The organism is Mesobacillus maritimus (assembly GCF_019749255.1).
GTDB classification, from domain to species: Bacteria; Bacillota; Bacilli; order Bacillales; family Cytobacillaceae; genus Mesobacillus_B; species Mesobacillus_B maritimus_A.
Genome location: NZ_JACWFH010000025.1, coordinates 1 through 16,137, shown reverse-complemented (window position 1 = coordinate 16,137; position 16,137 = coordinate 1). Strand labels below are relative to the sequence as shown.

Here is a 16,137-nt window from a genome sequence, read left to right as displayed (position 1 = left end):
TTTAGTCTAACCGATTGTAGTATCAAAAAAACAAATAGACCAAATCATCTGCAATTTGGTCTATTCTTTAGGTTTACGATTTCATTTGTTCCTTCACTGAAACGGAACTACTTACATGTAATCCGTTATTTTTTCTAATAAAATGATCCTTGGCAAGGTGTTGCCCCTGAATGGTAGTTGTCTCTAGTCTCTTGTCACGTCTTGTTTTCCTTTTAGGTAGTTTATATAAAACGCCAACTTTCACCTGTTGAACTTCTTTTACACCTTGGATGATCAATTGCATGGCAAAAATAGAAACCATAAAAGCTACCATTGGCCATAAGTACCAGTACCTTTCACTACTAAGAGCACTTCTGCCAATTTGCCCAATTAAACCGGACCACTCATAAGTCATCGACCTCGGCGGATCTGCTTGCATGCCAAAGCTCAAAAGCGTTCCGCCAAAAAAGAAATTAAAAACACCTAAGTGGATAAAGACTAATAGAACTTGAATAAACTGTTGGCCAAATACAATGGTTAATCGCGGGCCAATATGTGGGAACACATGACGCCAAAATACGTGAAACCCGCTTCCCCCTAACACCCTCGCGCTCGAAATAAATTCATTTTCGAGTACTTCCTTAATCTCCTTACCTAGTAAAACGGTCGTCAACGGAACAACTAATATGGTTAAAATAAAGATTTCTAAAAGAATGCGCTCGGTAAACGTATAGGCAAAGCCCTGCATTGTCGGGATTAATATTGGAGCAAGCAAAATATAAGCGATTAAACTTAATGGCAGGAAATGGATCGAGTCAACCATCCTCCCTACCCACGTTTGCGTGTGTGGTCTTAAGCGAAAAGCATAAAAGGTTCCAAATAATAGACCCACAATTACACGTAAAAATGCAATAAGTAAAGCAAAAAATAAAGTGTATTTTGCCCCGATTACCAATTGATCAAAAATACTAAACCCTAGCCTGTCTGAACCTAATAAAAAGGGTTCAGGTGGTGGAAACGGTGACCTGCCAATAAGCGTAGTTCCGTCTTCCTCATATAGGAGTCTAACTTGGTCAACGTGATTATCTGTTGTAAATGAATAAATCAAACTATAGCCTATGGTAATAATAAAAAATAAGCTACCTAGTGCAAATTTCCAATTTTTCATATGCTGAGCAACTAGACTAGACATTTGTACAATTGAACCCCATAGCTTTAATCTCGGTAATTTCCACTCCTTAATAAAAGAGATAAACGATTGTATCCACTGAAAAGAAAATCCTGCTTTCCACCTTTCCCATGTGCCTAGTCTATCCATTTGGTGCATTGAAGCGTTCTCCTCTTTTAACCATAACTCCATAAGTTGGAAGAAGAAATAAAACGGTGTAAAAATCAAGATTAGGGTAAAGGCAATGGTCATAGGCGTAAAGCTTTCTAATAAATAATGAGTCAAGCCATGAATATTAAAGATACGTTCGATAATAAACTGACTGGAAAGCGCTCCCCAAATGATTAACTTCATATGATGAAACGAAATCGGCATGATATTTTTTACTATATGGTTCATCAAAATACTCAAGCTAGATATTCCCTTGCTTTTTAGAAAGACCACATAAACCTTTAAGAGTTCCTCTTCAATCATAAGGAGCAAAATTTTGAACATCGACACCATCGGTAAGATTGCTAAGGTGAGAATCGGTGCTAGGTATACATTTTCTGTGTAACTAGCTACCCGAAAAACATGAATCCCAGTTATTTGAAAAAGATAGATAGCGAGCATTTGCAGAAGTGCGGCAATAATAAGGTCTGGAACGGATTCAAGAAAATCGAGTACCCGCTTGACTGGATTGAGTACGATTTTCGGCATAAAAGTGGCTGCTAATGCAAACCAAAAGGCAAAGAAGAACCCTAATCCCAGCGCACCAAGCAAGATTTGCATGGAATAAATAAATGGTTCCCACAAAACCTCAAAAATTGGAAACGCCCTACTTGAACCTGAAACCGTATATAGCCATTGGTTCGGATTTAGGATTTCCAAGAGGAACGAGGCAAGTTGCTGAAAATACCCTGTTGAATCTGGCATTCCCCTTGTTGAAAAGTACTGTGGGAAGACACTTACACAGAGGATTGCCACAATCCCCAATAAATAGAAGAAGATTAATTTTACTAGTTTCATTGTTTCTCCCTGCTCATTCAGAATAATTGAAAAATATGTAATCCCATAATACCAAATAATAGTAGATTTGAAGAGCTTTTTTTGAGTATCGCCTTAAGATTGAAAGATTGAAACCTTTTCATTTGTCAATCCGTAAATAAGGAAGGAAAGCATAAATGACCTGGACAGCGGAGAAGAACATCCATTTAATATTGGAGGTCGGATTTTATGAAGAACGAACACTCCGAAAAAATACTCGAAGAGGTTATGGCACTTAAATCAAGTGTTGAACCAAAGGTAGCCCAAAAACTTGATTTAGACAAATGGGAGCGTGTACTGATACGATTAGACTCCTTTTCCCCAGATTGTAAGGAATGCAGCACATTATTAATTGCCTATAATGATCATATCCACCAATTGAAAGAAAAAGGGCAATCTCTTGAGAGTTCTGATTTTATAAAGCATCGTCATACGATGGAAAACTTTATCTCGCATTTGCAAAAAGAACACAAGTTAGTGACCGAGGGCACGAACCAAAGTATCTATATGTCGCTAGGTTTAAGTTTGGGTGTTGTCTTTGGTCTACTTTTTTTAGATAATCTAGCACTTGGAATATCGTTTGGGTTCAGTATCGGAATTGCAATTGGGATTGGGTTGGATGTAGATGCGAAGAAAAAAGGACGGACAATCTAGAATTCCCCACGAAAGACTGACAGCAAATGGTATCTGCCAGTCTTTTTGCATTGACTAAAAACACTGCTTGCTTTTTCGCTCATTCGTAATTAACCAGTAACCCTCCCCTACGGATATTTACGTGATCTCAATCCCTTCAATAGACATTACAATGCACAAGTTATAGAATATGGAAGAGATATGGATAAAGAAACGAGGATTTCTATGACCTATATTGAGCCGGGGACACGCGAATACAAACGAGCGCGGCTTGCCTTATTTATTGCGGGGTTAGTCCCCTTTATCTCGATTTATACAACACAACCGACGATGCCTTTATTTGCTGAGGAGTTTAGCGTATCCGCCCCAGTAGCCAGTTTATCCTTATCAATGACAACTGGTTTGCTTGCGATTACCTTACTAGTAGCAGGATCCGTCTCAGATTATCTTGGTATGAAAAAAATCATGGTTTTGTCTATGATTCTCACATCCATTTTAGGTGTCTTGTCTACCTTAAGTCCCAATTTTTATACCCTGCTACTATTTAGGACACTATTAGGCGTATTTGTGGCTGGTGTGCCGTCCATTGCAATGGCGTTCATCGGAAGAACATTCAATCCCCTACATACTTCGATGATTATGGGGTTCTACATCGCAGGTTCCAGTATCGGTGGAATGTCGGGCCGAATCGTAACGGGAGTCTTGACCGACTTTTTCAATTGGCGAATCGCTATTGCTGCAATTGGGGTGCTCACCTTTCTTTTAAGTTTGATCTTTATGTATACTCTTCCAACCACACAAACTCCTAAAACAAAGAAATTGAGTTGGGGTGCAATCTATGGTGCATATAAGATGCATGTAACAAACAGAAAGCTATTGCCCTTATTTATGCTAGGATTTTTGTTGATGGGTAGCTTCGTTTCCATCTATAACTATATTTTTGCTTACCCATCCTCCTTATCATCTTAGTCAGACGATTATTGGCTTTATTTTTATCGTGTATTTATGCGGAACCTTTAGCTCTATTTATATGGGGAAAAAGGCGAGTGTGTTTGGAGAAACTTTTATTCTAAAAATCTCATTTATCATTGCTATTTTCGGAACGCTTCTGACTCTTTTTCCAAGTGTTATTTTCAAAATAGTTGGACTTTCGATTTTTACCTTTGGTTTCTTCGCTAGTCATTCAATTGTGAGTGCTTTGGTGACAGAACGCGCAGTGGAAAATAAAGCTCAGGCATCTTCGTTATACTTACTCTTTTATTATTTAGGTTCGTCCTTTGTTGGCTCCATCGGCGGGTATTTTTGGGAGAGTTTTCACTGGGTTGGGGTGATAGGTTTTAACTTATCCTTGCTTAGCCTGGGATTTACAATTATTTTCGTACGTGAGTACAAAGAAAAGCACAGAGAGCATTCTACTGCTTCCATGTAGAAAAGAGTAGAATGTCATCCCTATGCCCCTAGTGTGCAATTGTGGAAATTAGTTTTACTGTCTAATCCATTTCCAAATTTCTTGAGGTGTAGCATTTTTCCCATACATGAGGATACCCGTTTTAAATATTTTCCCAGCAAGCTTCATAAAGAGCCAAATACTTGATACTAAGAGAACCAAAGAGATTATGATCTCAACCCATGGCCATTCCTCCAGGACCGAGAGACGGAATAGCAAAATCGCTGGTGAAGTAAGCGGGAAATAGGAACCAATTTGGGCAATCAACCCACTTGGGTTCGAGAGTACTGGGCCAATAATGATGGCCGGTAGAAACGGAAGCATCATCACCATTGCTTGAAAATTGCTTGTTGCGTTCATGTCTTCTACTGTCGCACCCAGGCCAACAAAGATGGCGGCAAAAAGCAGATACCCCGCAAATGAAATAAATAATAACAATAGAAGCTCAGGAACAACTAAATAGCTAAAAAGTGGAAATTCAAAAAACCAGGTGATAATCGGAATGGCAAATAACATCCAGACAAACACTTGCACCATCCCCAGACCAAAGTATCCAATTATCTTCCCGTTCATTAACTCTTCTGGAGTCAAGGAGGAAAGGACAATCTCGGCTACTTTTTCTTTCTTTTCCTGCGAAGCACTTTGGAAAATCATCATGCCTGTAATGACTACAGAGAATAGAATGATGCCAGCAGTAGCACCCGGTACGATCCGTTTTAGTTGTTCTTCTGCACCAGCTGTTATCCCTTCAGGGTCACCCATGGCTGTTTCCTCTGCTTCAGTAAGCGGGACTTCCTCGAAAATAACGCCTTTCGTTAAAACTTCAATCTCTTCAGTTGATAATCCTAGCTTTTGTAATTGCAGCTGCCTTAAAGGTTCTTCTAATCCATTCAGCTGATAGGTAAAGGTATCTTCTACGTTTTCACTCAAGTAAACTTGAATTTTCCCTTCTTCTAAAGCAGCCTCTGTTAAAGCGATATAAGCAGTATTCTCTTGCTCTTGTAATCTTTCCAGCAGCTCAGCCTCTGGTTCCGTTGTCATGTTGACATCCCACTCTACCTCTAATGCGGCGAGCACTTTTTCCATCTCACTCCAACTATTCAATTCATCTTTTATATAAACATGTACACTTTCCTGCTCATCACTATTCTCAAGCAGGGTCGGGACCGTCGCAAAAACAATAAAGAGAATTGGCGTTAAAAAAAGGGAGATAATGAAAGATTTATTCTTTATGTTTCGCTTTAATTCCCATTTCGCAACCTTAAAACTATTACGCATGTCGTACTCCCTCCTTTGTTCTCTTTCCTGTCGCAATTTCAATAAATATTTCGTGGAGTGTGGTACGATCAATGGATAATTCCTCAACCTGTATCCCATCTGGCCACTGTTTTAGCCATTGTGGAATATCCACTTCAACGGATAAATAGAGGATGGATTGCTTTCCATTTTGTTCTATACGTTGAACATCAGGAATCTTTTCAAGGAGGGCCGTTTCATTGTCTCCATGGATGCTACATTTAAAATTCGCATAATCTTTTTTCACTTCAGCCAACGTCCCTGACAAAACTTTTGATCCTTGGTGTATCATATATAAGCGATCACAAAGCTCTTCTACTAGATTCATTTGATGCGAAGATAATAGAATTGCCGTACCTTTATTTGCTAAGTCTTTTATTTCCTGCTTAAAGACTTCCTGACTGACAGGGTCTAGACCTGAGAATGGCTCATCTAAAATGAGCAGTTCAGGTTCATGAATGATCGCGGCGATAAATTGAACCTTTTGGCCCATCCCCTTGGACAATTCCTCAATCGACGTTTTCTCTTTCCCCTCAAGACCGAACTTGGCCAAATAAGCAAGCGCCCGTTGCTTCGCTTTGGCAACAGGATAATCCTTTAATTCAGCGAAATATAACAAAATATCCATAATACTCACACTTTTATATAAGCCACGTTCTTCCGGTAAGTAACCAATCTTATGTCGTGGAATCGTGCCTGCTTTATAATGGTGAAAAGTAACCGATCCTTCATCTGGATACATGATTCCCATAATATTGCGAATGGTTGTTGACTTCCCAGCACCATTTGGACCAAGAATCGCCATGATTTCACCTTTGTTTACATCGAAAGAAATATTCTCAATAATTTTCTTTTCTTTAAATGATTTTCCTAATTGGTTAACACTAAGGACGATTTCCCCACTCATATTGGTTCTCCTTTCCTCTCATGGTTCAATACAATGGTGATAATCTCTTCTAAATCAAGTACCTCTGCATTGAGCCAACGCTGTTTTTCAGTTAACAAGAAGCTTTCTGTTTTCTCTGGATGATTGCTAATTATTACGCGATCACCATTTCGGGCGATTTCTCCTGGCAAGGGCTGAGATGATAGTGGATGCTCTAGCCAGTATTGTTTGTATTGAGCGGCTAGTTCTTCTTTTACATAATTCCCGACAATCTTTCCTTCTTGAAACAGGACGAGGTAGTCTGCTAGTTTACGAATATCTTCAATTTCGTGACTGGCAATAAGCATGATTTTGTCCCCTCTTTCCATCCATTCAACGAGGATATTCATTAAGATTTGTTTAGTGGGGATATCCATATGTGCTGTAGGTTCATCAAGTAATAAAACCTCGGTGTCCCTTGGGATGGTTAAGGCGAGGTTTAGTTGTTTTTGGACCCCTTGCGACAATTTGCCATAAGGCTTTGATAGGGGGATTCCAAACTGGTTGATCATCTTTGTAAACAAATCCTCATCCCAGGTTGGATAATAATTTGAAATTAACTTTTTCAATTCCTTTCCAGTGAACGAATCCATGCCCTTCAGAGTTTGTGGTTGATAGGAAATCCTTTGCTTCCAAGCTTCATTCTCCCCTAGAATGGATTGACCATTTATGGTGATATCCCCTTCTGTTGGGGAAACTAAATTCATTAACAGCTTAAAGAACGTACTTTTCCCTGTGCCATTTTTCCCTACCAGTGCAGAAATGGTTCCTGGTTCAAATGATAGGCTAACGGGCCCTAGTGCGAAGTCTTCATTTTCTACTCTTACATTCTTACATTCAATCGAAGGTGCCAAAACCTATTCCTCCTTATTTTTATAATTGGCGATAATCGTATGAAAGATTTGCTCTACCTCAATCGGTGTATAATCATGGCGAAGCGCTGTTTCAATGGCTGCTTCAAGTGCTTTATAAACAGCGTCCACTTTTACCTTTTCTTTGGTAGCATCTTCAATCTCAGCCACAAATGTCCCTTTTCCTTGTGTTGTTTTGATGAACCCTTGATATTCAAGGTCTTGATAAGCACGCCTTATTGTAATAACACTAGTTTCTAAATCCTTCGATAACGCGCGAATTGATGGCAAAGGTGATCCTGTTTTAAGCTGGCCACTTGAAATAAGAGCCTTGATTTGATTTTCAATTTGATGATAAATCGGCTCCCTTGACTCTTTTGTTAGTCTGATGGGAAGATGCATTTCTTTGCCTCCTTCCTTTCACCTTCATCATAGATAATTTACTTTCCGGATTCTATTTTTCATATTCCTTCGCCAATACATCGTACTGCCTCCTGCAAATAGAAGCGAAACCAAACTAGATAAAATTGGCCATTCGTTTGCAGCAATAATGGTCCATGTTACAATCCCTTCCCCAGTCCACATTTGAATCAGTACAAGTCCAACCACAATTCCAAAGAAGAGTGGAATCGTTGTTAACACTGATCTCAACATCGTAATATAATCTCCTGCATCAACGGCCGGAAAAACAGATCCAATCGTCATTCCATAGCTAAGCCATATCAACGAAAATACCATGTAAGATGGGATGTTAATCATCTCTTGAAGTGCCGGTGTGAATAGGTACCCAAATAGTAGTACCAGTACATGAAAAGGAATCGAGTATACATAATAAATAAGAAATCGGCTATGAACCAAAATATCACGTTTGATGGGCAATTGGCTAAGTGTCATAAAGTATGGAAGACCCCATGTACGATCATTTATTTTTTGATACTGAAACTCCTTAGGCTTAGCCCATATTGCGGCGATTCCAAATACAATAAGGAAAAATAACTCATAGATGATAATTCCTGTGTCCCGATAGAATTCAAAAAACATCTTAAAAAAGTAGATGGAAAAAATCGTCATCAACATTAAAAGCCATATTGCCGAGATCGATTTTTTCAATTCAAATTTTATTAACCAAAAGGCTTGTTTCCAGTTATCCAATATAGATCCTCCTTAAAATTTAAGTGTTATAGTGTGTATATCTATATATACACTATACGACACTGAAATCGAAATGGCTACCCTTACTGGAAATTTTTTTTGAAAAATGTAAAAATGAACTCCTACTAACTCGGGTCTGATAATCATGTAAGCCTTCCATTTTTTTGAAGACTCTATTCTCAAACATTGTTGCTCTTGGATGCATATTAGGTTGCAATAAGCTATGGTTCACTACGAAGTAGCCTTTTAATAATGAGAAAAGAACGGGCCAACCACCTATAACATGCGCTAAGCTTATCTTGCATTAACATCAGCATAGGTTTTTAATAACAAACTCTACGAAAAAAGCACCTTACTCTAAGAGTAAAGTGCACGCGATTTTATAACTAAATAAGATTCCAAGAGACCTCTCAGATTTGAAACTGACTCTCATACATCTCCGCATAAAAGCCTTCCTTTTGAAGGAGTTCATGATGCGTTCCTGCTTCAATAATCTGTCCTTGGTTGATGACGAGGATTTTGTCTGCCTTTTCAATCGTTTTTAAGCGATGGGCAATAACAAAGCTTGTCTTGCCTTCCATTAATCTATCCATCCCTTTTTGAATGTGGATTTCTGTTCTTGTATCAATACTAGAGGTTGCTTCATCTAGAATTAAGAGATCAGAATCTGCTAAAATTGCTCGAGCAATGGCAAGCAGTTGGCGTTGTCCTTGACTTAAGTTACTGCCACCAGCGGTAAGTTGTGTGTGATAGCCTTCTGGTAAATGCTTGATAAACTGATGAGCTCGAGCCAGTTTTGCAGCCTCTATGACTTCTTCATCGTTAGCCTTCAAACGGCCATAGCGAATATTTTCCATGATGGTGCCAGAAAAGAGAAACGTATCCTGGAGGACAACCCCAATTCGTTTACGTAAATCACTGATTTTATAGTCTTGAATCTTCTCTCCATCAATTCTGATTTCGCCAGAACTCACCTCGTAAAATCTCATTAACAAGTTGATGAGTGTCGTTTTCCCTGACCCCGTTGGACCGACGATGGCAATCTTCTCCCCTGCCTTTGCTTCGAAATGGATATTTTTTAAGATTGCCTTCTCCTTCTCATAGCCAAAATAAACATGGGAAAACTCCACATTTCCTTTAAAACGGTCAACATTCTTTGCGTTTTCTTTATCTTTTAAGGCAGGAGTTTCATCCATCACTTCAAAAACTCTCTCAGCACCAGCAATCGCAGATTGAAACATATTTAATAGACTTGAAAGTTGATTGATTGGACGGTAAAACTGCCTTGAATAGGTAACAAACGCCGCAATGATCCCAACGGTTGTCATTCCTTGAACCGTCATCACCGCACCAATTGCAATGATAAGTCCTAACCCAAGATTGTTAATAAAGTTATTAATCGGTCCTAGAAAACCAGAAATGGTTTCGGCAGCTGTGGCCGAAGAACGGAGGCGTTCATTAATTCCAGAAAACCTTTTGAACACCTTTTCTTCTTTCCCAAATAACGTAATGACTTCGTTCCCAGAAATCGCTTCCTCAATAAATCCATTTAGCTCCCCTAAATCTCGCTGTCTTTTAATAAAATTGCTACTACTATACTTGATGATTTTCTTTGTCGTAACCATCATTAAAGGCACAATGAGCAAAGTTACGATGGCGAGCACCCAATTGAGCGAAAACATCGCAATCGTCACACCGGATGCCATGAGAATCGTAGAAAAGATTTGAACCACACTTTGGCTCATCGCATTGTTTAAACTCTCTATATCATTCGTGACTCGACTCATCAGGTCACCATGTGTTCGTTTATCAAAGAACCGTAATGATAGAGTCATAAATTTCGCGAAAAGATCTTCACGTAATTTCTGAATCGTCCGCAATGAAACGCGAACCATCATATAGGTTTGTAACCAAGTAAAGATTGATGCAAAAGAATAGACAGCACCCAAGAGAAATAAGAAACGTACCGTCCCAGGAATGTCCTTTGGCATGATATAGTGATCAATCAGAACCCCGATGAGATAGGGAGCTAGTAAGTTTAACAAGGTGGAAAAAATAACAAAAACAATCGACGCAAGGAGTGCTCGCTTTTGGTTCTCCATATACTGCCAAATTCGCTTTACCGTGCCCTTTGCGTCTTTCGCTTTTACTACTGGTCCACCAAATCCTCTTGGCCCACGAGCCCTGCCAATGGCGTTCTCTGCTGTCGCTGCTGTACTTTTACTCATAGGAAAGATCCTCCTTCCCGTTCTGGGTTGCATAAATGTCCTGATACACCTTGCTAGTGATTACCAACTCCTCATGCGTTCCCATTGCCTCAATCATCCCGTCCTCCATGACAAGAATCTTATCAGCATGAATGATCGAGGAGATCTTCGCAGAAATGATTACCACCGTTGTTTGAGGAAACATTTGTTTTAATGATTGTTGAACCTTCGCCTCTGATAGAGCATCAATCGCAGAGGTAGAGTCATCTAAAACAAGAATTTTAGGGTCCCGGATAAAAGCCCTAGACATCGATAAACGTTGTTTCTGTCCACCTGACAAATTCGTCGCTCCTTGTAAAAGAGTGTGAGTGTATGTATCATCGAATGCTTGTATAAACTCACTTGCAGCCGCTGATTCCACAGCAATCTCCATCTCAGCCTCGGTTGCATCCTCTTTCCCATAGTGCAAATTATCCTCGATCGTTCCGGAAAACAAGATCGCCTTTTGTGGTACAAATCCAATGGCGGACCTTAACTCTTCTAATGAATATTCCTTAATATTAACGCCATCAATGAGGATTTCTCCCGTATCTGGATCATAAAGACGTGGAATCAATTTGACTAACGTCGATTTCCCACTTCCAGTTGAACCAATTATGCCAACGGTTTGGCCTTGTTTTACCTCAAAGGAAATATCCTTAAGCACATACTCTCCATTTTTACTATAACTAAAATTCACTTGTCTAAATTCGATATCTCCTTTAATTGTGGAGTGCTGTTCCGGATTGTCAGGTTCATCTAGTTCAATTTCTGTTTGTAGAACTTGTTCTACCCGCTCCGCTGATGGGAATGATCGAGTGATTTGCATTAACACATTGCTGCTACTCATTAGACCATTCAACATAATGTTCAAGTAATTGATAAATGCCAAAATAACTCCGACTTGTAGACTGCCTTCATTCACTTTAATGGCGCCTAGCCAAAGGCCGGCGACCACAGCTATATTCACGACAAACATCATAATCGGCATCAATGTGAACACAACTTGTTCAGCGGAAAGATTTCGTTTTGTTAAATTTGCATTGACCGTTGTAAACTGGCTATTTTCATAATGACCGGAATCAAACGCTTTGATTACCCGAATACCTGCTAATGATTCTTGCAACTTTGTATTTACCAGGTCCATTGCCTTTTGCACGAGTCCAAACAATTTCCCTGATTTTACAGAGAAAAAGTAGATACAAATGATTAATATCGGAATGGCTACAAGCAACACAGGAAATAATTCTCGAGCAGTCATCCAGACAATTACAACCGAACCAATAAACAATAGCGGTCCCCGTACAAAGACGCGTAGGGTCATCATCAACGCCTGTTGAATCGCAGCAAGGTCATTGGTGACAATCGTAATTAATTTTCCAGTCCCAAAAGATTCCGTATTTCGATTGGAGAATTGCTCTGTTTTTCTAAACACATCCCGACGAATATCTGTAGCAAAATTTACGGCCGCTTTCGTAGCATAAATCGAACTCCCTACCCCGCCTAACAGACCAATAAATGCACTTAGGAGCATGAACAACCCAAACTTTATTACATAAGCATTATCTGAATTGGCAATCCCCGTATCTATAATCATTTGCATAATCGTTGGCTGTAAAAGGTCCATTGCCACTTCGACGCACATGAACAGTGGACCTAGGATAGCGAATAGCTTATATGGCTTTATGTATTGAAGTAATCCCAACATACCTTTCATGATAATCTCCTTATCTAGCTTTAGCTCTAAATACGTCATTTTGTATATGTATATAAAACTACTAGTTAGCCTTTCCTAAATTTAAAAGATTTTATCATTATACCATTTTACAAGAATATGAATAATAACACTTTCCGCTGGATTCATAAAAAAAGGAATAATCTTATGTACTTCCTCCTTATTAACAACGTCCTGACCAATTCCTATTCCATTTATAGTATAATTTAAGACAATATTCGTGTTTATGAAGGAGGTAATCGTTTTGGTATTTTTTGAGCATCATGGAGTCGAAGAAAAAGAATCCTTTCACTCTCTCAACCTAGTGAATGCCAACTTCCCTCTCCACTTTCATCGAGCTTATGAACTTATCATTGTGAATGAAGGCGAATTACTCGTAACCATTGATCAAAAAGAATACTTGATGAAGAAAAAGGATGTAGCATTCATATTCAATAATCAAATGCATGAATTTAAAACAAATAAGTCTTCGACGATTACGGTCGTGATTTTCTCACCTGAATTAATTGGCCATTTTTTTATGAATTATAAGGGATTTATTCCGAAAAATAATGTGTTCCATTTAACCCAGATACCTGATATGAAGGCATTACATTCCATTTATAGACAGAAAAGTTTCCTGTATGATTTTTGTAGTCATTTAGTTGAACATACAGATTTCATGCCTGTAGAACATTCAACAAAAACCAAAGTGTTACACAAAATACTTCTATTCGTAGATAAACATTATCGGAAAGATTGTACATTAAAAGAGGTTGCGAAGCACTTACAATACGATTATGCCTATTTATCAAAGCTTTTTGTTCAAATGACGAGCATGACCTTCACTGAGTACCTCACACATTATCGAATTTCCGAGGCCTGTTATCAGTTGAAAAATAGTCAACAGTCCATTGGCGAGATTGCCATGAATTGCGGTTATGATAATCTTCGTTCCTTTAACCGCAATTTCAAAAAAATCACAAACCATTCACCTAGAAAGTATCGAGAGTTGTCTAGTACATAAGTTTTATTTGAAAGACGTTATGGTAGCACAAAAATACGCTGTTGAAATCACATCAACAGCGTATTTTTTCATTCGAGAAGAAAACCTAAACCGTTGTATCAAAAAAACCTAACCCTTAGAGTAAGGATTAGGTTTTTTTACGCGCCTTAGAGGATTCGAACCTCTGACCCACGGCTTAGAAGGCCGTTGCTCTATCCAGCTGAGCTAAAGGCGCTAATTAAAAAATATGTAACTAAATGGGCCTAAGTGGACTCGAACCACCGACCTCACGCTTATCAGGCGTGCGCTCTAACCAGCTGAGCTATAGGCCCCTATTGGAGCGGGTGATGGGAATCGAACCCACTACATCAGCTTGGAAGGCTGAGGTTTTACCAGTAAACTACACCCGCAATCATCTTAAGTACCGGTGGTCGGGGTCGAACCGACACTCCTCACGGAACACGATTTTGAGTCGTGCGCGTCTGCCAATTCCGCCACACCGGCATAAAGGCGGCAACCGGATTCGAACCGGTGAATAAAGGTTTTGCAGACCTTGGCCTTACCACTTGGCTATGCCGCCGAAGTAAAAATGGCTGGGCTAGCAGGATTCGAACCTACGAATGACGGAGTCAAAGTCCGTTGCCTTACCGCTTGGCTATAGCCCATTCATATCCTATTCAAACAATACGAAAATTGTTAAAAATGGGGCGATCGATGGGAATCGAACCCACGAGTGTCGGAGCCACAATCCGATGCGTTAACCACTTCGCCACGACCGCCATAGTTGGCAGGGGTAGTAGGAATTGAACCCACACCAAAGGTTTTGGAGACCTTCGTTCTACCTTTAAACTATACCCCTAAAGTTTATATATGAAAGCTATTTTACTCCGCTACGATCCGTAAAAAGCTTTGGTGGAGGGGGACGGATTCGAACCGCCGAACCCGAAGGAGCGGATTTACAGTCCGCCGCGTTTAGCCACTTCGCTACCCCTCCAGTAAAGGTGGCTCAGGACGGAATCGAACCGCCGACACATGGATTTTCAGTCCATTGCTCTACCAACTGAGCTACTGAGCCTAATAAGTATTGCTTCTCTTTGTTGTTCGTGCGTGTCCATTGCTCGAATAACCTTATGGTTTTTCTCGCAAGTTGCCGCAGTAGCCTATTCAATGATGGTAGCAACTTGCTCTACCGACTGAGCTACTGAGCCTAATAAGTTTTGCTTCTCTTTCTAGTTTGTGAGTTGTCCATTGCCACAGATGCCTTTTAATGGAGCAAGCAATCTGCTCTACCGACTGAGCTACTGAGCAACACAAATCAATCTATTTCAACAATAGGAAAAAACCTACTGGGTTATTCATATGTAATGGCGGTCCGGACGGGACTCGAACCCGCGACCTCCTGCGTGACAGGCAGGCATTCTAACCAACTGAACTACCGGACCATATTTAAAATGAGATAAGAATTGGTTGCGGGGGCAGGATTTGAACCTGCGACCTTCGGGTTATGAGCCCGACGAGCTACCGGACTGCTCCACCCCGCGATAATAATATTCAGAAAAAAAGGGTTAAATAATGGAGGAGGAAAGGGGATTCGAACCCCTGCGCGATTTGACTCGCCTGTCGGTTTTCAAGACCGATCCCTTCAGCCGGACTTGGGTATTCCTCCGCATTAATGGACCCTGTAGGACTCGAACCTACGACCGGACGGTTATGAGCCGTCTGCTCTAACCAGCTGAGCTAAGGGTCCAGTAAACTTTGATGTATATAAAATGGAGCCTAGCGGGATCGAACCGCTGACCTCCTGCGTGCAAAGCAGGCGCTCTCCCAGCTGAGCTAAGGCCCCATGGTGATTTAGTTAAAACATTACAACTGGTCGGGAAGACAGGATTCGAACCTGCGACCCCTTGGTCCCAAACCAAGTGCTCTACCAAGCTGAGCTACTTCCCGTTATAATGGCGCGCCCGAGAGGAGTCGAACCCCTAACCTTTTGATCCGTAGTCAAACGCTCTATCCAATTGAGCTACGGGCGCAATTATGAAACGTTTTTTTGCTTGTGCAAAAAAATATGGTGCGGGTGAAGGGAGTCGAACCCCCACGCCTTGCGGCGCTAGATCCTAAGTCTAGTGCGTCTGCCAATTCCGCCACACCCGCATTATAGAAAGTTATTTACATTATTAAGAAAATAACTTTGATGAGCCATGAAGGACTCGAACCTTCGACCCTCTGATTAAAAGTCAGATGCTCTACCAACTGAGCTAATGGCTCTAAATGTTTAAGATACTACTTGTTGAAAGTGGTGCCGGCCAGAGGACTTGAACCCCCAACCTACTGATTACAAGTCAGTTGCTCTACCAATTGAGCTAGGCCGGCAAGTCTTGATGGTTTTTTTCGCTATCGCTAAAAAATTATGGTGGAGGATGACGGGATCGAACCGCCGACCCTCTGCTTGTAAGGCAGATGCTCTCCCAGCTGAGCTAATCCTCCAAAGAAAGTTTATTTTCTATAGTAAGAAAAAAACATTGGTGACCCCTACGGGATTCGAACCCGTGTTACCGCCGTGAAAGGGCGGTGTCTTAACCGCTTGACCAAGGGGCCTAATTTAATGAAAAATCATTGAGCCTTTTCAGGCTAGCCTGGCAACGTCCTACTCTCACAGGGGGAAGCCCCCAACTACCATCGGCGCTGAGAAGCTTA

10 protein-coding genes, 22 tRNA genes and 1 pseudogene are annotated in these 16,137 nt (G+C 40.4%); 3 read left to right on the top strand and 30 right to left on the bottom strand.

What is annotated here, in order from left to right:
• Window positions 1–73: 73 nt before the first annotated feature.
• Complete coding sequence (locus tag H0185_RS17520; RefSeq protein WP_221874782.1) at window positions 74–2,155, bottom strand: ABC transporter permease subunit; 2,082 nt, start codon at window positions 2,153–2,155, stop codon at window positions 74–76.
• A gap of 207 nt (window positions 2,156–2,362) precedes the next feature.
• On the opposite strand from H0185_RS17520, the gene H0185_RS24085 reads away from it, so the two are divergent.
• Window positions 2,363–2,827 carry a glycine zipper domain-containing protein gene (locus H0185_RS24085; RefSeq protein ID WP_246629267.1) on the top strand — a complete coding sequence of 155 codons (465 nt, stop codon included), beginning with the start codon at window positions 2,363–2,365 and terminating at the stop codon, window positions 2,825–2,827.
• Between the two features lie 204 nt (window positions 2,828–3,031).
• Window positions 3,032–4,235: pseudogene (locus tag H0185_RS17510) on the top strand (MFS transporter).
• Between the two features lie 54 nt (window positions 4,236–4,289).
• Here the strand turns inward: H0185_RS17510 and H0185_RS17505 are convergent.
• From H0185_RS17505 to H0185_RS17475, 7 genes are all read right to left on the bottom strand, one after another.
• On the bottom strand, window positions 4,290–5,531 hold the full coding sequence (locus H0185_RS17505; RefSeq protein ID WP_221874781.1) for an ABC transporter permease: 1,242 nt from the start codon (window positions 5,529–5,531) through the stop codon (window positions 4,290–4,292).
• A complete protein-coding gene (locus H0185_RS17500; protein ID WP_221874780.1) occupies window positions 5,524–6,456 on the bottom strand; it encodes an ABC transporter ATP-binding protein in 933 nt (310 codons plus the stop codon). Before H0185_RS17500 ends, H0185_RS17505 begins: the two co-directional genes overlap by 8 nt.
• Window positions 6,453–7,328 carry an ATP-binding cassette domain-containing protein gene (locus tag H0185_RS17495; protein ID WP_221874779.1) on the bottom strand — a complete coding sequence of 292 codons (876 nt, stop codon included), beginning with the start codon at window positions 7,326–7,328 and terminating at the stop codon, window positions 6,453–6,455. The genes H0185_RS17500 and H0185_RS17495 overlap by 4 nt, the downstream gene beginning before the upstream one ends.
• 3 nt (window positions 7,329–7,331) lie before the next feature.
• The gene (locus tag H0185_RS17490; RefSeq protein ID WP_221874778.1) at window positions 7,332–7,727 is read right to left on the bottom strand and encodes a GntR family transcriptional regulator; all 396 of its coding nucleotides are present in this window, start codon (window positions 7,725–7,727) and stop codon (window positions 7,332–7,334) included.
• Between the two features lie 27 nt (window positions 7,728–7,754).
• Window positions 7,755–8,477, bottom strand: coding sequence for a hypothetical protein (locus H0185_RS17485; RefSeq protein WP_221874777.1), 723 nt, complete (start codon window positions 8,475–8,477; stop codon window positions 7,755–7,757).
• 410 nt (window positions 8,478–8,887) lie between these two features.
• Window positions 8,888–10,705, bottom strand: a complete 1,818-nt coding sequence (locus H0185_RS17480; RefSeq protein ID WP_221874776.1) for an ABC transporter ATP-binding protein — start codon at window positions 10,703–10,705, stop codon at window positions 8,888–8,890.
• Window positions 10,698–12,440, bottom strand: a complete 1,743-nt coding sequence (locus H0185_RS17475; RefSeq protein ID WP_221874775.1) for an ABC transporter ATP-binding protein — start codon at window positions 12,438–12,440, stop codon at window positions 10,698–10,700. Before H0185_RS17475 ends, H0185_RS17480 begins: the two co-directional genes overlap by 8 nt.
• A 262-nt stretch (window positions 12,441–12,702) precedes the next feature.
• Between H0185_RS17475 and H0185_RS17470 the strand changes: the two genes are divergently transcribed.
• A complete protein-coding gene (locus tag H0185_RS17470) occupies window positions 12,703–13,464 on the top strand; it encodes an AraC family transcriptional regulator (RefSeq protein ID WP_221874774.1) in 762 nt (253 codons plus the stop codon).
• A gap of 140 nt (window positions 13,465–13,604) precedes the next feature.
• Here the strand turns inward: H0185_RS17470 and H0185_RS17465 are convergent.
• The 22 genes from H0185_RS17465 to H0185_RS17360 form a co-directional block, all read right to left on the bottom strand.
• Window positions 13,605–13,678: transfer RNA gene (locus tag H0185_RS17465), tRNA-Arg, on the bottom strand.
• A gap of 23 nt (window positions 13,679–13,701) precedes the next feature.
• Window positions 13,702–13,775 (bottom strand) — tRNA-Ile (locus tag H0185_RS17460).
• 4 nt (window positions 13,776–13,779) lie between these two features.
• Window positions 13,780–13,853: transfer RNA gene (locus H0185_RS17455), tRNA-Gly, on the bottom strand.
• Between the two features lie 12 nt (window positions 13,854–13,865).
• A tRNA-Leu gene (locus H0185_RS17450) sits at window positions 13,866–13,947 on the bottom strand.
• A gap of 4 nt (window positions 13,948–13,951) precedes the next feature.
• Window positions 13,952–14,023: transfer RNA gene (locus tag H0185_RS17445), tRNA-Cys, on the bottom strand.
• A gap of 10 nt (window positions 14,024–14,033) precedes the next feature.
• Window positions 14,034–14,108, bottom strand: a tRNA-Gln gene (locus H0185_RS17440).
• A gap of 38 nt (window positions 14,109–14,146) precedes the next feature.
• Window positions 14,147–14,222, bottom strand: a tRNA-His gene (locus H0185_RS17435).
• A 6-nt stretch (window positions 14,223–14,228) separates the two neighbouring features.
• Window positions 14,229–14,302 (bottom strand) — tRNA-Trp (locus H0185_RS17430).
• Between the two features lie 51 nt (window positions 14,303–14,353).
• Window positions 14,354–14,437 (bottom strand) — tRNA-Tyr (locus tag H0185_RS17425).
• A gap of 8 nt (window positions 14,438–14,445) precedes the next feature.
• A tRNA-Phe gene (locus H0185_RS17420) sits at window positions 14,446–14,518 on the bottom strand.
• 290 nt (window positions 14,519–14,808) lie between these two features.
• A tRNA-Asp gene (locus H0185_RS17415) sits at window positions 14,809–14,885 on the bottom strand.
• Window positions 14,886–14,907: 22 nt separating this feature from the next.
• A tRNA-Met gene (locus tag H0185_RS17410) sits at window positions 14,908–14,984 on the bottom strand.
• 32 nt (window positions 14,985–15,016) lie between these two features.
• Window positions 15,017–15,109: transfer RNA gene (locus tag H0185_RS17405), tRNA-Ser, on the bottom strand.
• Window positions 15,110–15,116: 7 nt separating this feature from the next.
• Window positions 15,117–15,190: transfer RNA gene (locus tag H0185_RS17400), tRNA-Ile, on the bottom strand.
• Window positions 15,191–15,213: 23 nt separating this feature from the next.
• A tRNA-Ala gene (locus H0185_RS17395) sits at window positions 15,214–15,286 on the bottom strand.
• 27 nt (window positions 15,287–15,313) lie between these two features.
• Window positions 15,314–15,390, bottom strand: a tRNA-Pro gene (locus tag H0185_RS17390).
• Between the two features lie 6 nt (window positions 15,391–15,396).
• Window positions 15,397–15,473, bottom strand: a tRNA-Arg gene (locus tag H0185_RS17385).
• A gap of 36 nt (window positions 15,474–15,509) precedes the next feature.
• A tRNA-Leu gene (locus tag H0185_RS17380) sits at window positions 15,510–15,594 on the bottom strand.
• A gap of 41 nt (window positions 15,595–15,635) precedes the next feature.
• Window positions 15,636–15,708, bottom strand: a tRNA-Lys gene (locus H0185_RS17375).
• A gap of 29 nt (window positions 15,709–15,737) precedes the next feature.
• Window positions 15,738–15,813 (bottom strand) — tRNA-Thr (locus tag H0185_RS17370).
• Window positions 15,814–15,851: 38 nt separating this feature from the next.
• Window positions 15,852–15,927 (bottom strand) — tRNA-Val (locus H0185_RS17365).
• Between the two features lie 36 nt (window positions 15,928–15,963).
• Window positions 15,964–16,038, bottom strand: a tRNA-Glu gene (locus H0185_RS17360).
• Between the last annotated feature and the right edge of the window lie 99 nt (window positions 16,039–16,137).